General features: G+C 29.2%; 16 protein-coding genes. 14 read left to right on the forward strand and 2 right to left on the reverse strand.

Annotated elements, in window-relative coordinates:
• Positions 1-23 precede the first annotated feature (23 nt).
• The 13 genes from RR430_RS00530 (at position 24) to RR430_RS00590 (ending at position 12734) form a co-directional block, all read left to right on the forward strand.
• The gene (locus tag RR430_RS00530; protein ID WP_332486353.1) at positions 24-2279 is read left to right on the forward strand and encodes an anaerobic ribonucleoside triphosphate reductase; all 2256 of its coding nucleotides are present in this window, start codon (positions 24-26) and stop codon (positions 2277-2279) included.
• On the forward strand, positions 2266-2769 hold the full coding sequence (nrdG, locus tag RR430_RS00535) for an anaerobic ribonucleoside-triphosphate reductase activating protein (RefSeq protein WP_332486351.1): 504 nt from the start codon (positions 2266-2268) through the stop codon (positions 2767-2769). Before RR430_RS00530 ends, nrdG begins: the two co-directional genes overlap by 14 nt.
• 153 nt (positions 2770-2922) lie before the next feature.
• The gene (locus tag RR430_RS00540) at positions 2923-3504 is read left to right on the forward strand and encodes an accessory gene regulator B family protein (RefSeq protein ID WP_332486349.1); all 582 of its coding nucleotides are present in this window, start codon (positions 2923-2925) and stop codon (positions 3502-3504) included.
• 1 nt (position 3505) lies between these two features.
• Positions 3506-4201 carry a LytR/AlgR family response regulator transcription factor gene (locus RR430_RS00545; protein ID WP_332486347.1) on the forward strand — a complete coding sequence of 232 codons (696 nt, stop codon included), beginning with the start codon at positions 3506-3508 and terminating at the stop codon, positions 4199-4201.
• A gap of 141 nt (positions 4202-4342) precedes the next feature.
• Positions 4343-5479: a GHKL domain-containing protein gene (locus RR430_RS00550; protein ID WP_332508537.1), complete on the forward strand. Its 1137-nt coding sequence runs from the start codon at positions 4343-4345 to the stop codon at positions 5477-5479.
• A gap of 273 nt (positions 5480-5752) precedes the next feature.
• The gene (locus tag RR430_RS00555) at positions 5753-6643 is read left to right on the forward strand and encodes a C39 family peptidase (protein ID WP_332486344.1); all 891 of its coding nucleotides are present in this window, start codon (positions 5753-5755) and stop codon (positions 6641-6643) included.
• The gene (locus RR430_RS00560) at positions 6640-7272 is read left to right on the forward strand and encodes a hypothetical protein (protein ID WP_332486343.1); all 633 of its coding nucleotides are present in this window, start codon (positions 6640-6642) and stop codon (positions 7270-7272) included. Before RR430_RS00555 ends, RR430_RS00560 begins: the two co-directional genes overlap by 4 nt.
• A gap of 32 nt (positions 7273-7304) precedes the next feature.
• A complete protein-coding gene (locus RR430_RS00565) occupies positions 7305-7634 on the forward strand; it encodes a hypothetical protein (protein WP_332486342.1) in 330 nt (109 codons plus the stop codon).
• A gap of 97 nt (positions 7635-7731) precedes the next feature.
• Positions 7732-9750: a hypothetical protein gene (locus RR430_RS00570; protein ID WP_332486341.1), complete on the forward strand. Its 2019-nt coding sequence runs from the start codon at positions 7732-7734 to the stop codon at positions 9748-9750.
• A gap of 1 nt (position 9751) precedes the next feature.
• Entirely contained in the window at positions 9752-10390 is a 639-nt protein-coding gene (locus RR430_RS00575) for an ATP-binding cassette domain-containing protein (RefSeq protein WP_332486340.1), read from the forward strand.
• A gap of 1 nt (position 10391) precedes the next feature.
• Positions 10392-10934, forward strand: a complete 543-nt coding sequence (locus RR430_RS00580; RefSeq protein WP_332486338.1) for a hypothetical protein — start codon at positions 10392-10394, stop codon at positions 10932-10934.
• A gap of 124 nt (positions 10935-11058) precedes the next feature.
• Positions 11059-12111 carry a low-specificity L-threonine aldolase gene (gene ltaE, locus RR430_RS00585; RefSeq protein WP_332486337.1) on the forward strand — a complete coding sequence of 351 codons (1053 nt, stop codon included), beginning with the start codon at positions 11059-11061 and terminating at the stop codon, positions 12109-12111.
• Entirely contained in the window at positions 12111-12734 is a 624-nt protein-coding gene (locus RR430_RS00590) for an HAD family hydrolase (RefSeq protein WP_332486335.1), read from the forward strand. Before ltaE ends, RR430_RS00590 begins: the two co-directional genes overlap by 1 nt.
• Positions 12735-12759: 25 nt before the next feature.
• On the opposite strand, the gene RR430_RS00595 is transcribed toward RR430_RS00590, so the two are convergent.
• The gene (locus tag RR430_RS00595) at positions 12760-13986 is read right to left on the reverse strand and encodes a pyridoxal phosphate-dependent aminotransferase (protein WP_332486333.1); all 1227 of its coding nucleotides are present in this window, start codon (positions 13984-13986) and stop codon (positions 12760-12762) included.
• A 118-nt stretch (positions 13987-14104) separates the two neighbouring features.
• Between RR430_RS00595 and RR430_RS00600 the strand changes: the two genes are divergently transcribed.
• On the forward strand, positions 14105-14440 hold the full coding sequence (locus RR430_RS00600) for a hypothetical protein (protein ID WP_332486331.1): 336 nt from the start codon (positions 14105-14107) through the stop codon (positions 14438-14440).
• A gap of 101 nt (positions 14441-14541) precedes the next feature.
• On the opposite strand, the gene RR430_RS00605 is transcribed toward RR430_RS00600, so the two are convergent.
• Positions 14542-15174 (reverse strand): YggS family pyridoxal phosphate-dependent enzyme, encoded by a 633-nt coding sequence (locus RR430_RS00605; RefSeq protein ID WP_332508538.1) that lies wholly within the window; start codon positions 15172-15174, stop codon positions 14542-14544.
• Positions 15175-15228: the final 54 nt, after the last annotated feature.

A 15228-nucleotide genomic window follows, 5' to 3' on the forward strand; every position in this document is an offset into this window, starting at 1 on the left:
ATAAAAGAAAAGGGAGCAGAATAATGGAAAATATTGAAGTAATTAAAAGAGATGGTCGTGTTGTAAAATTTAATCGCGAGAAAATAGAAAAGGCGATTGAGAAAGCTTTTATAAATAGAGAAGATATAAATCAAGATATAGAAAAAATATGTTCAAGTGTTATGGACAAAATAAAAGAATTAAATGTTAACAAAATTGAAATTGAAAGAATACAAGATATAGTAGAAGAATCATATGTTGAAAATCACTTTGTAGCTGAATACAAAAGATTTAAACAATATAGACAAAAAAGAACACTAGCACGTGAATGTTTCTCATCAAGAGAACATAAATTAATGAAGACACTTGAAAACTTTGGAATAAAAGAAGCGAGTGAAGTTGATGAAAAAAGAGAAAATGCCAATATCAATGGGGATACTGCGATGGGTCTAATGTTAAAGTATGGAAGTACTTTATCTAAGGCTTATACTACTTCTTATTGTTTAGATAAACGTTTTGGTGATGCACATGATTTTGGGGATATTCATATTCATGATATGGATTTCTATCCAATGGGGACAACTACATGTTTACAAATTAATCTAGATCATTTATTTGAAAAAGGGTTTAATACAGGACATGGTTTTTTAAGAGCTCCTAAAAGTATAGGGTCATATGCATCGTTAACAGCAATCGCAATACAATCAAACCAAAATGATCAACATGGAGGACAAGCTATACCTTTATTTGATTATTACTTATCAAAGGGAGTATTATGTTCGTTTAAAAAAATATATCATCAAGTATTGATTGATTATCAGGACTTTACTAGTAAATATAGTAATGAAGAATTGGATAAGATTAATCAAAAGATAGATGAGGTAGAAGATTTAAAGGCAGTAGAAAATGCTGAGCAAATATTTGAAAAAGTATTGGCTAAAACTGAAAAAGAAACATATCAAGCTATGGAAGGATTAATTCATAACTTGAATACAATGCATTCTCGTGCAGGAGCACAAGTACCTTTTAGTTCAATTAATTTTGGTACATGTGTAAGTGAAACAGGACGTATGGTTACTCGTAATTTATTACTAGCTATGGAAAGTGGTTTAGGAAATCATGAAACACCTATTTTCCCAATTTTAATTTTTAAAGTAAAAGAGGGAGTTAATTATAATCCAGAAGATATAAACTATGATTTGTTTAAACTAGCAATACGTTGTTCATCAAAACGAATGTTCCCTAATTTTGCCTTTATTGATGCACCATTTAACAAACAGTATTATCAAGAAGGACAACCAGAAACAGAAATAGCTTATATGGGCTGTAGAACTCGTGTAATTGGAAATACAGCATGTCCTAATGATGAGGTAGTTGTTGGTAGAGGTAACTTAAGTTTTACATCTATTAATTTACCAAGACTAGGTATTAAACATGGCTTAGGTAAAAACGATATGGACGGATTTTTTAATGAGTTAAATGAAAAAATGGAACTTGTTAGAGATCAATTATTAGAAAGATTAGCAGTACAAGGACAAAAGAAAGTTAAAAACTTTCCATTCTTAATGGCACAAGGTAACTGGAAAGGTTCAGAGAATCTAGGTATGGAAGATTCAGTTAGCGAAGTGCTTAAACAAGGAACATTAACAATAGGCTTTATCGGTCTTGCGGAGTGTTTAGTAGCTTTAACTGGTAAGCACCATGGTGAAAGTGAAGAATCGCAAGAATTAGGTCTTAAGATTGTTAAAATGATGAGAGAGTTATGTGATCAATTTAGTAAAGACACAGGACTTAACTTCTCATTAATTGCTACTCCTGCAGAAGGTTTATCTGGAAGATTCATTAAAATAGATAATGAAGTATTTGGTCCAATTCCTAATGTAACGGAAAGAGAATACTATACTAATTCTTTCCATATACCAGTATATTATCCAATTAATATAAAACGTAAATTAGAACTTGAAGCACCTTATCATGAGTATACAAATGGTGGTCATATTTCATATGTTGAAGTAGATGGTGATATGGCAAATAATCTTGAAGCATTTGAAAAAATAGTTCGTATTATGAGAGAAGCAAATATAGGATATGGTGCAATAAATCATCCATTGGATAGAGATCCAGTTTGTGGATATAATGGTATCATCAATGATGAATGTCCAATGTGTCATCGTCATGAAGATGAAATTCCATTTGAAAGAATACGTCGTATTACAGGATACTTAGTAGGAACACTTGATCGCTTCAATAATGCCAAATTATCTGAAGTTAGAGATCGTGTTAAACATGGGAAAAATTAGATTAGCAGCACCATTACAAACTGATAGTATCGTTGATGGATCAGGATTGCGTATTGTTATTTGGACTCAAGGATGTCCTCATGCATGTGTGGGTTGTCATAATCCAGAGTCTCATGACTATAATGCTGGAATAATCTATGATATTGATCAAATTATCATAGAAATAAATAAAGTTGACTATCATACTGGAATAACTTTCTCTGGCGGAGAACCGATGGAACAAGCAAAATCATGTGCTCTATTAGCAAAATATGCTAAGAGCATAGGACTAAATATTTGGTGTTACACAGGATATACATTAGAAACACTACTTGAGAAAAATGATAGTTCAATCAATGAATTTCTAAACTATATCGATATCTTAGTAGATGGCAAATTTGATATAAATCAAAAATCATTAGATTTGAAGTTTAAAGGTTCTAAAAACCAAAGAATAATTGATGTTCAAAAAACATTGAATATAAAAGAGATTGTATTAATGCAAATTTAGATATAAAAATTAATTAAGATAGTGCATTTCAAATGTGCTATCTTTTTTATGCAAATGAGTTTCCAATGACCAAATATCACAGATTTTGACCGAATATCACAAAAACCTTTAACTATTTTATAAAGTATCGATAATTAAAGTGAGGTGAATTTAATGGATGAGATATATCATAATCTTTCTAAGAAAATATTTGAATATTTAAATAAACTAGATAATATTGAAGAAGATAAAAATCTTTATTTACACGCAATTGAGTTGACTATACACGAAAGTGTAACTAATCTAATTGTCTTAATATTAGCATCATTTTTTGGATTTCCTTTTGAATCGATTATATATATGATTTTATTTGCATTTATAAGAAAGTATACAGGTGGATATCATGCAGAAACTTATGCTAAGTGTATGTTACTATATATTCTCTTTTTTTTAATTTTTATTTTGATTTATGTTGCAATTGATAATATATATATTGGTATTTTGCTTGTATTTATTGTTTCTGTTCTATATATAGTTAAGGAAACCCCTATTCAACATGTTAATAACCAATTATCAATAATTGAAAGGCATAAATACCGCAAAATATCATTGGTAATATTAGGTTTTTATACAAGTCTAGGTTTGATTTTGTTGATACTACATAGTAAAATTAGTGTAATAATTTATGTAGTAATTATTTTTGATTCGTTATTAATGTTTTTTTTGAAACATAGTGTTAATTATGTAGAGGACTAATATGGAAATTAAGGTAGCGGTTGTTGATGATAATATAATAGATTTACATAATATTACTAATGAATTTAAAAATTATAAATTCAGTGATATTGTTTTTAATATTGAAGAATTCAATGATCGAAGCATCTTGGAAAATCGACAATTATTTGATTTATACTTACTAGATATTGACATGCCACAAGTAAATGGTATAGAAATCGCAAATAAAATTAATGAAACTAGCAAAAACTCGGGAATTATTTTTGTTTCAAGAAGAGAAGATTTAGTTTTTGATACATTTATTGTTGAATCTCTTTATTTTGTTAGAAAGGATAAGCTGGCAAATGATTTGAAGTTAGCGATAGAAAAATACTGTGCATTATTTGAAAAAAATAATCAAGTATTTAGATTTAGTGAAAATGGAAATACTGTAGTGGTGAAATATCAAGATATTTATTACTTTGAGGTTTATAAAAATAATATGTATATCGTTGTAGAAAATAAAACATATTCTATACGAAAATCAATGAAAAACTTAATTAAAGAAATTGATAACAAGACATTTTCTCTTATACATGAGTCATTCTATGTAAACTTAGGAAATATTGAAAGAATGGATAATAATTTAGTTATATTGAAAAATAAACAAGAGCTACAAATTAGTAGAAGAAAAATCAAAATGGTACGAGACGAATATGCTAATTTCTTAATGAGGTGATAAAATATGTCTTTGTTTGATATAGTGATAAATATTTTTGAGCAAACCATAATATTTTGTTTTATTGCAAAATATTCAAGTCTTAATGATAAATATAAACCCTTAATATTACCTGTATTTATTTTAGTTGGAAGTTTTTTAATGACGTTTTCTAATATGTTTTTTGGGTTTGAAGGTCTTTTTAAATTTGTTTTCATTACTATAGATTTTATATTTTGTCTAATTTATTGTAAGAATTCTCTTGTTGAAAAAATATTTGTTTCAATTTATCCATATGTTTTAATAAGTGTTATAAATGATTTATTAACAATTGTATTGAGTTTTATTATGTTTAATACAATCAACTATGAAGCATTAGCAAGTGCAGATTCATTTGTATATATAATTTTAACATCAAAGGTGTTGCTAATAGTATGCTTAATTATAACTATTAAATTTAGAAAAAGATATGATAAATTTATTACTAACAGTGAAATGATTTACTTAATGAGTTTAATCATACTTGTTCAAATAATGTTTATTTTTATTGAAGAATTAATATATTCAAATGAAATCAAGCAAATTGAAATTGTATTGATTGCTATAATCATAACAATTTTTATGTTAGGAATAGTGTTTAATTTCTTTGTTAAATTAAGGCAAGAAGATGAAGAAAAAACAAAACTATTAAATTTGCAGATGATCAACTTTGAGGAAAAACGTTATTATGAAATGAAAAAAATGTGTGATAATACAGCCAAATTAAAACACAATTTAAAACATGTGTTAATCAATGTTAAAAACAAGTTAAATACAAAAGACATAAATGATGCGAAATATTCAATAGAATTATATTTACAAGAAATAAACGAGATAAATGTGTATGGTAATTTTGATTCGCCGGTCCTAGATTTCCTTATTAATAAGGCTGTAGATGAATCAACTGCTAAAAATTACGACTTAAAATATACTGTGAATTTAGGTAGAGAAGTTAATATTAGCGATAATGATTATATGATTTTGATAGGTAATGCTATAGAGAATGCAATTGAGCATTCAAAGGGGTTAAGACAAATTGATGTAACAATCCAACAAAAAAATGAGTTTGCGCTATATAAAATATCAAATACAATTAATAAGGATTTTGATTTTGAAAAATTTAAGTTTTCAAGTAAAGGTATCGGACATGGATATGGTGTTAAATCGATGATTGAAATTGCTGAAAAAAACAAAGGTCATATTTCATTTAATATTGAGGGAGATATCCTTGTTTGTTCAATATTGATACCACTTATTTAACCAAATATCACGCGAAAACAGCCAGATATCCCAAACTGGTTGTTTTTGCACTTTCGATTCGTAATAATGTAGATAACAAGTACTTGTAGATACAAAAGAAAGGAAAGACTATAACTGTCAATTAGCGTTTTATTTAGTCATTTTGAATATTCATAAGCAAATAAATTAAATAATTTATTTTAATATGTGAAGAAATGTTATGTATAATCATATTAATTACTGTCAACAGATTTCTTACTTAGCATTATATTCAAAACTAAATACGCAAAAAAAATGAAAATGAAAAAGTTAAATAGTTTTATTTTAAAAAGACTTTATATTAAGGGTATTAAATCGATTAATTGTGTTTCGGCTTGTGGTATGCATCAACCTAAAATTAGTCAGTCACTTTCTAAGTATAAAACCTTTAATAAAATGAAAGTAGTGATAACGATTATTGGTTTGTTGCTTTGCTGTAATTTGATTGGATTTGATAATGTTTTTGCTCAAGATCCACCATTGAATGATGAAAGTGATCAACAAGTATGGGGATATGATCCAACAATGAATGATATTATATCTTCTTCAGTTAATTATGAATTAGTTGATGAATATATAGATAAAGCGGAATTTCCAATTATACAAAAAGGCTATTTGCGTTCGGGTGTTATTGATCAAGCGTGGGCTGTTAATCAAATAGTTAAGTATAATCAACGCGATTCAAGGTGGGCAAATACTAGGTTAGGTGGATGTACTTCAGATACTATAGGAACAGCAGGCTGTGCGCTCACATCGTTTACAATGGCTTTAACATATAATGGAAGATTTAATGTTAACCCATTGAATGTGAATTCTACTCTCGGAACAAAAGCGTGTACATTTGATGCGAATTATTCTGCTGGAAAATATAGTATGCGTGCTAATATTTTAGCAGCATCACCACAATATGAAGAACCGGCAAAAAAAATTATTAGAGGCGGATTAAAAAGTCTTAAACCAGTCATGGTAGGAATGAAAAAAGTAGATGGTAGTGGTAGTCATTTTGTTCTTGTATATGGCTTCGAGCAGTATGGAAGTAATTCGTTTTTACATTTTATTTATGACCCGGAAGGTAAAAATGATTATGCAACATTAGAGGATTATATGGTTAATTGGTATATCACAAGGATATATACATTTCAATGATAAACATGAAAAAAGTTAAAGTGGGACTTACAGTTTTAGTTATAATCAGTATGTTATTTGGATGCAGTCCAAGAACCGATAATTCAATAGTAGTGCCAAGCGAATCACCTAATGTGATATCTACACCTGCAGTTGATCCAACAATAAAACCTACAAACATACCAGATGAAGATGAAAAAGAAAATAGTTCGGTAGATAATAAACTAGTTCAAGTAGATAAGAATATATCTTATTATGATGAGAATGGAAAAAGACATTACTCTTTATATGATAATCAATTTAAGTTATCTGTTAATATTACTTTACCTAGTCCATTAAAACTTATTGGTGCAAAAACAATTGGTGAGGGTGAAAGTGAGTATATTGAATTAAGCGTAGTTTATCAACCTGAAGGATGTAAATCGGATACATGTTCGAATCTATTTAGTGGTTGGGCAATTTATCCGAATGATTTTGAAGATAGTGTAGTACAAGCTAATAAAGAGTATTCATTGAATAGTCAAAATGATTATTTTGCAATTAATATCCCAGTAATTGATTCGGTGTTAGATGAAGTAAATAGTAAGAAATACTACGAGCTAATAGATAAAATTGATAATGGTGATTTAGAATTAATTTGGTGGGAATAGAATACTTAAATAACTTAAAAGGAGAAAAGAAAATGAAAAAAATATTAGCAATCGTATTAATTGGGTTTGTAGCAATTACAATACCAACATTTGCAAAACAAGGATCTATAAGTGATAAAAATGTGGATTATATTTATTGGGATCAACCAGAAATCCAAACATATTGGACAGGTGTAACCAATAAAATTGATTATAATTATTATGGGCCATGCGTTGGACATACAAAATACACAAGTGGTGAAATATATTGTGGTCCGTTAGCACCAAAAGGTGCATATTATGAAAAAAGTGGGAGATTATACAATGGGCATAGTCACAGTTTGTTGAGTGATTATGGTACTTATGATTACTGGGTAGAATAGAGTCTGAGAAAACAAATTTGTTTTAAAGTATAGAGTAGCTATTTTGTCTAACTACTCTATACTTTGCTGTTTAGATTACTACAGGGGAAGGAATATTATGAAAAAGCATATTATATTATCTTCAATAGTCGTAACAATAATGTCTTTTCTTTTCATGATTCCGCATTTCAATGCAGAGGTTGATTATAATTTCAATTACATGCATAACTACATAAATAATGGACAATATGTAATGATGGTAGATATTGCGGAGAATGAATCAATTGCAAATGTTGATTATCGTGAGTTTCACAAAAATCTTGATGATTGTGCTATAAAAAACAACTTGGTGATGGTGCAGTATACAATCGCAGATGATGAAGAAGTAAGAAAAGAAACTATGTATTTATCTAGTAACGATCTGTATGCTCAAGATGTTTTCTTACTTAAAAAGGGAACTTTAGATAGTAAATCGAATCAACGATATAGCACAATCAGCGAAAATCCAGAAACAAAGTTAGTAAGTTTATTTTCACCAACTGTTTATGAAATTGATAGCTTGCTCAACTCAACTGATAATACTGCAGGTTATTCAATGGCTAATCTATCAGGAGATATTGAAGAAAACTTTAGTAATTTTATAAGTGATATGGATCAATTATATCCGGGAATAATTATTCACAACGCAAGAACATTTACTGAATCAATGTCAAAAGTAGCTGTGGATGATCTTTTGATTATTAAAACATTATGTGTTTCTATTATCATGTTAATTATGTGCTCAAAGCTATTTTCACTACAAAAAACAATCTCAATATACAAGATTGAGGGATATTCAAATTTAAAAATTTATGTAAAGTTGTTCCTAAAACCATTTATTTTAGTTAATTGTATGTGTTTTTCTTTATCGCTGCTGTTGATTTTATATTGCTTCCAAAGTGGATTAACTTTTAAAGTGATGTCAGGTTTATATAGTCAGCAGTTTTTACTTCTTTTGGTTCTTCAAATATTGCTGTCATTAATTGTTTATCTCATTATTGCATATGTTCCGAAAGTAAGTTCAATTAAAGGAAAAAATGAATTACCTAAGATACAAAAGTGTGCATTTATACTAAAAATAGTAATAGTGATTCTTATAAGTCCTATCATTAGTAATAAATTCATGCCAGCAGTAGATTTTATTAAAATGAATCTTCGATATGATAAAGTGGTGCAAGAGTTAGAAAATTATTATAATTTTGGAGCGCATATTAACTCGAATTACCACTTGGCAAGAGGAAGTGATAATTATATTTCTTTAAGTAAGGACTTAGAACATAATAATAATCGATTCGAATTATCTAAAGCAGCGTATTTTGACTTTGAAAACTTTGATCCAAATAATATCAATTATTTCTACTCTGCTGATGTATCGTATTTGCGTTTGGTTGGCTTAGCGGATGAAAAATTTGATGAGAATCAAGTGTATATTTTCACTAAACCAGATAATAGTTATGATTTAGATTTATTAAGGAAAGACATCTTAAAAAATACTACTAAAGATCCGGTGTTTAATTACGTTGAATATGAAAAAAATCTAAAAAGTTACGATACAAGGACACTTTTATTTAAAGATGAGATTGATAATTTACCTATTGTATATATGCCAGTTGAAAAACAATTTAGAGGGCAATTGAATACAAGTGTATTCTATTATGATAACGAGACTATACCAGTACAAGAATATATAGACTATATATTCAAAGCTCATGGTTATACACCAGGGTTTAGTATCGATTCGATGGCTAGCAATTACTCGGCTGTTTTCCAAGGTTATCTAGGTTTAAGTATTCAATCATTTATGCAGTTTGTTATTGCTTTATTCGCGTATATTGCAGCTACAATCTTTCTATTTGAAATTGATTTAGATAACAATATGCGACGTTATCAAATCTCGTTTATTGAAGGAGCAAATGTATATAAATTTAAAACATACGCTTTAAAATTTATAAGTGCTAGTGTTATAGGCTTAACGATAACAGTTGCAGTGATGCCTAAAATAGTTAATAAAGATTTTGTGAGCTGCTTAATTTTTATAACGGTTGTTGAGTTAATTATGTATGGATTATTTATATATCGTTGCAGGAAGAGGAAATAGTATGGAAATTAAAATTGATAATTTAAGTAAAAGTTATGGAAAGTTAGAGATATTTAAACATTTCAATTTAACAATTGAAAGCGGTAAGATTACTTGTCTTTATGGCGCAAGTGGGTGTGGAAAAACAACGATACTAAATATTATCGGGTTAATAGAAAATTATCAAGATGGAGCTATATATTATGATGGGAAAGTCTATAAGAAGGAAAAAGAAATAAGGTTAATGCATCAAAATAAGATAGGATTCATTTTTCAAGACTTTGGTTTAATCGAAAATTGTAGTGTTAAAGAGAATCTAGAAATAGTACAAAGAATTAACAAAATGAAGAATAAAGTACCAAAAATGATTGAGACATTAAAAGATCTAAATCTTGAAGATGTTCTAAATAAAAAAGTTTATGAGCTATCAGGTGGTGAACAGCAACGAGTTGCAATAGCTAAATTATTACTAAAAGATCCAGACTTAATTTTAGCAGATGAGCCAACAGCATCATTAGATGAAGACAATCAAAACATTATTTTAAGTCTTATGAGAAAACTATGTGATCAAGGAAAAACTGTTGTCATAGTGTCTCATGATTTAACTACAAGAGAATTTGCAGATATTAAAATAGACTTAACAAGAAAGAAGGAAAATTAAAATGAGAAAAATATTTATCGTATTAATTGCGTTATTGTTAGTAGGATGTGGAAAAAAAGCGGAAGAAGTTGTTGTGGTGCCAACACCTGGAACAGATGAAATCGTAGTAACAACACCAGAGCCTACGGAAACACCGACTACCGAAATGGATAATAATCAAACAGATAATAAAGGAAATCAAAGTAATGACACTACGAAAACTAAACATCAGTATGTTGGATATGGAGTAGTGGACGCAGATTACGATTTCTTTATAGAAGGAAATAAATGTGTTTTTGATGATTATGTAATTGTTAAATTAATGAAAGTACCTGGCGATAGAGGAGAGATTGGATTTGAAATAGGAAGTCATTGTTTAGATGAACCAGGAGGTGTTCAAGGAGGTGTAGTAAATATGAAAATGGATAACTTAGATGAACAACCTGATTTTGAGTTTGATATAACAAAGAAATATAAACTATACTACTCATTTCCAGAAGGATTTGAACCAACTACGTATTTAAACTATGTTGATTACGCAACAAAGATAGCTGAATTAGATTAGAATTAGATGAAGTTAGGTTATCATAAATTCCTAACTTCATTTTTCTTATACTTCATAGCAATATTGAGTTTATCTTTTCTATTTTGAAAATGTCTTCTATAATAGAAAGAAAAGGAGATTTCATATGCGTAAAGAAAAGAATGGAATGAAATTTATAGATTTTCGAAGTGATACAGTAACATTTCCTACTCAAGAAATGAGAAATGCAATGTTAAACGCGAAAGTTGGAGATGATGTTTATGGTGATGATCCAACGGTTCTAGAACTTGAGAAGTTATCAGCTAAGATTCTTGGGAAAGAAGCTGCCTTATTTGTGAGCAGTGGAACAATGGGGAATTTACTATCAATTTGGACACATACAAATAGAGGAGAAGAAATAATTACTGGTTGGCATAATCATATAATTGTTCACGAACAAGCAGGACTTGCTCAAATATGCCAAGTAATGCCAAGAACCATTTGTCATGATAATGATTTCATTTATCCTGAAGATATTGAAAAAAGTATAAGACCAAATGATATTCATGAACCTAAAACTACTTTACTTGAAATTGAAAATGCTTTATCAAATGGATTAGTTGTTCCATTAGATATTATGGAAGCTAACTATAAAATGGCAAAGAAGTATAAACTAAACGTCCATCTTGATGGTGCAAGAATATTTAATGCTGCTGAGTCACTTAAGTGTGATGTTAAAGACATCGCACAATATGCTGATAGTGTAATGTTTTGTTTATCAAAAGGATTATGTGCTCCTTATGGTTCTATGATTGTTGGAACAAGGGAATTTATAGAGAAAGCAAGACGTCATCGCAAAATGATAGGTGGGGGAACACGCCAAGCAGGTATGATGGCAGCGTGCGGATTAGTGGCTTTAAAGAAAATGACTAAACGTGTAAAAGAAGATCATGCTAATGCTAAATATCTTGCAAAAGAGTTGAGTAAGATTGATGGTGTTCAAATTGATTTAAATAAAGTTCAAATAAGTATGGTTTTCTTTAAATTTGATAAAAAGAAGATTAACTATTCAACGTTTGATAAGCAATGTAGTAAACATTCGATTTTAATGAATCCTGCAACCGATGGGGAATATCGAGTAGTAACACATTATTGGGTAGATAAAAAAGATTGCGATTTACTTGTTAAGTGTATCTTAGCTAGTAAGAAGGTTAAGTAATGATAGATAATATTAAATGGATATTCTTTGATTTAGGTTCTACACTTATTGATGAAACAGATGCATTTAAATCACAAATGAAAGATACAATTAATGGAACTTCAGTATCCTATGATGAGTTTAATAATAAAGTGATTGAATGTATTAAAGATGGCTTACATGGCTATAATGAAGCGGTACAGTTTTATAGTTTAGATTCAAAACCTTGGGTACATGATAAAGAGGTACTTTATCCACAAACAAAACATATTTTAGAAGAATTACGTGAACACTATCACATTGGTATTATAGCTAATCAAAAAGAAGGATTATATGATCGTTTGTTAAAATTGTATATTGCTCCTTATATTGATTTAGTTGTGGGATCTGGTGATGTTGGCATTGCTAAGCCAGATAAGAAAATATTTGAATTAGCATTAGATACAGCAGAGTGTGAACCTTTGAATGCATTAATGATTGGTGATAGTGTGAAAAACGATATACTACCAGCAAAGGAAATGGGGATACATACAGTATTAATTAAACAAGGATTTAATTCACAATATAGTGATTCATCTAATGATGGTGAAGCGGATTATATTATTAAGAATTTAAATCAATTGCTTGAATTGTTGATAAAATAAAAATACGCGATTTGCGTATTTTTTTCTATTCCATTAACATTTTTATGGCAGTTGCTAAACCTTTTGTTTTATTAACACTTAGTGAGCAAATAGCTACACGAATGCCTAGGTTAACTTTAACAGTGTAGATGTGATGATTAATTAATCGTTGATGTATTTCATCTCTTTCTGTATTGTCTTTGCACTTAACAGTTACAAAGAAACCTTCATGATAGGGGTAGACAGGTAAGCTAACTTTTTTAGCTTCATCAAGGAAGACGTCACTTCTTTGCTTTAATAAATCAATGTAGTCTTGTTTTTCTGATAGAAAGCTAAAATAATTATCTGTAGTTACCCAAGTAAAATTATCCATTGCTGCGTTTGGAATATTACTCCAAATAGCACGAGCGTATTTTTCAAAAACGATTTCAACTTCACGTACACCTCCTTCTGTTTTTGATAAAAGCAAGGCTGCACCACAACGTAGTCCATAAGATGTACATGTTTTTGAACAACTAAATGCAACACTGATTAAAACATTGTTTGAAATATTATTAAATGATTCCATTACTTTTCTTGATTGAGGAATGTCATAAGCGTAATCAATGTAAGCAATGTCATCTATAAGTACAACGGGGCCTATTTCTGAACATTCATTCAAGAAAGTAATCACTTCATCCCATTCTTTTCTTGTCATTGAATATCCAGTTGGGTTATGACAAGGATCGTTTATTACAATTAACAATTTCTTTTGTTTATTTAATACTTCGCTACAAACTGATTTAAAAGAAGTTAAATTGAAATGATCTTCTTCAAATAGTGAGTATGTAGTAACTTCAAAATTATTTTGCATTGCCATTAATTTATAACTTCCCCAAGCTATATTAGGAAGAATAACAGTTTCACCAGCATCTAAAATATTTGCGAAAGTCATACTGACAGCACCACTTCCACCAGGGGTTGCAATAACGCGGTGATATAAGTTTAAATTAGCTCCTTGACTTACCCATTGGTAGACTTGTTCACGATATGAGTCATTTCCTACAAAACTTGCGGCATATTTAGCTTTAGTTGTATTTGCAATTTGATTATAGTGATCAAATACACTTTTATATGCAACTAATTCGCCTTTTTCATCAAATAATGAACCGATTGTGGCATTAACTACATTTTCTGCTCCTATTTTTTGAGCATCTGCTTTTGCAAGTTCTGCAACAGCAAAAACAGTATCAACAATTGGAACTAGATCAGCAACTTTTCTTGTAAATGTCATAGGTATTCCTTCTTTCATCTTATGTATAAGTATAGGTTTTATTATGTTTAAAATCAAGAATAGGTGGATAATAAAGTAAGAATAATGTAAACTATTTATTGGATTAGGAGTGAATACTATGAATAATGTTTGGCGTAATGTAGGGTATCCCCTTTGTGTAATGATAATTGGTGGTTTAATCATACGATTTATAAACCCATTTGTATCTAATGACATAATCACAATACTAGTGGCTGCAACGTGTTTTGCCTTTGGTATTAGTTTGCATTTTGGAAAGAGAAGTAATGGATGGATACAAAAATTCGTTGTAGCAATTTTCTTTATCTTTTTTATTTTTTGGGATTTAGGCTACGTTGTGTTACCACAACTTAAATATTTCTTTGATGTAATTGGTATTAATGGTTTCGTAATTCGTTTGTTTTATGTGTTTTGTGGTTGGAGTTTCTTTAAATAAAATTAAATTGATATAACTAAAAAGTCATCTTTCCCTAAATTGAAGGATGACTTTTGTGTTTGGTTAGCAAAATAATATGATATTTTTGTAGATGAATGATTCTATATAAATAGACTAGTTCCAATTCTTACCATGGTTGATCCATGGGTACATGCAATTAGATAATCATCACTCATACCCATGGAACATTCACTAATTATGTCTTTTCCAAAGTATGATTGTAATTCTTTAAAACATTGACTAGCTTCTTGGAATACTTCTGCTATTTTATTAGTATCATCAGTATGGGGACCCATACACATAATACCCTTAACTTGAATATTTGGATATTCTAAACATCTTTTAATAAACGGGATTGCTTCGGTGTAAGATAATCCTGTTTTAGTATCTTCTTTGGCGAAGTTAAATTGTATAAGTATAGGAATGATTCTATTTGATTTTTTGGCTTCATCATTTATAACTTGTACTAAATTTATACTTTCTACCGATTGTATCATACTTAAATATGGAAGAACTAATTTAACTTTGTTTCGTTGTAAATGACCAATGAAATGCCATTGTATATCACTTGGAAGTGAGGTGGCTTTAGCTATTAATTCCTCTGCTCTATTTTCACCAAAGTATCTTTCGTTTAAATTATAGTATTTCATTATTTCGTCATTGTTCCTTTTCTTAGTAACAATGATTAGTTTTTGAACTGTTAGATTTTGTTTTATCTCTTCGTATATTGTCATATGTATCACCCACCAAATTGTAACATGATTGTGTTATAATTCATATGGCAGGTG

Source organism: Anaerorhabdus sp. (assembly GCF_036641015.1).
In the GTDB taxonomy this organism is placed as follows: Bacteria; Bacillota_I; Bacilli_A; order Erysipelotrichales; family Erysipelotrichaceae; genus Anaerorhabdus.

Bases quoted from the DNA above. Each gene is read 5' to 3' on its own strand.
- RR430_RS00530 (WP_332486353.1), top strand. From the start codon at position 24: ATGGAAAATATTGAAGTAATTAAAAGAGATGGTCGTGTTGTAAAATTT.
- nrdG (WP_332486351.1), top strand. From the start codon at position 2,266: ATGGGAAAAATTAGATTAGCAGCACCATTACAAACTGATAGTATCGTT.
- RR430_RS00540 (WP_332486349.1), top strand. From the start codon at position 2,923: ATGGATGAGATATATCATAATCTTTCTAAGAAAATATTTGAATATTTA.
- RR430_RS00545 (WP_332486347.1), top strand. From the start codon at position 3,506: ATGGAAATTAAGGTAGCGGTTGTTGATGATAATATAATAGATTTACAT.
- RR430_RS00550 (WP_332508537.1), top strand. From the start codon at position 4,343: ATGACGTTTTCTAATATGTTTTTTGGGTTTGAAGGTCTTTTTAAATTT.
- RR430_RS00555 (WP_332486344.1), top strand. From the start codon at position 5,753: ATGAAAATGAAAAAGTTAAATAGTTTTATTTTAAAAAGACTTTATATT.
- RR430_RS00560 (WP_332486343.1), top strand. From the start codon at position 6,640: ATGATAAACATGAAAAAAGTTAAAGTGGGACTTACAGTTTTAGTTATA.
- RR430_RS00565 (WP_332486342.1), top strand. From the start codon at position 7,305: ATGAAAAAAATATTAGCAATCGTATTAATTGGGTTTGTAGCAATTACA.
- RR430_RS00570 (WP_332486341.1), top strand. From the start codon at position 7,732: ATGAAAAAGCATATTATATTATCTTCAATAGTCGTAACAATAATGTCT.
- RR430_RS00575 (WP_332486340.1), top strand. From the start codon at position 9,752: ATGGAAATTAAAATTGATAATTTAAGTAAAAGTTATGGAAAGTTAGAG.
- RR430_RS00580 (WP_332486338.1), top strand. From the start codon at position 10,392: ATGAGAAAAATATTTATCGTATTAATTGCGTTATTGTTAGTAGGATGT.
- ltaE (WP_332486337.1), top strand. From the start codon at position 11,059: ATGCGTAAAGAAAAGAATGGAATGAAATTTATAGATTTTCGAAGTGAT.
- RR430_RS00590 (WP_332486335.1), top strand. From the start codon at position 12,111: ATGATAGATAATATTAAATGGATATTCTTTGATTTAGGTTCTACACTT.
- RR430_RS00595 (WP_332486333.1), bottom strand. From the start codon at position 13,986: ATGACATTTACAAGAAAAGTTGCTGATCTAGTTCCAATTGTTGATACT.
- RR430_RS00600 (WP_332486331.1), top strand. From the start codon at position 14,105: ATGAATAATGTTTGGCGTAATGTAGGGTATCCCCTTTGTGTAATGATA.
- RR430_RS00605 (WP_332508538.1), bottom strand. From the start codon at position 15,174: ATGACAATATACGAAGAGATAAAACAAAATCTAACAGTTCAAAAACTA.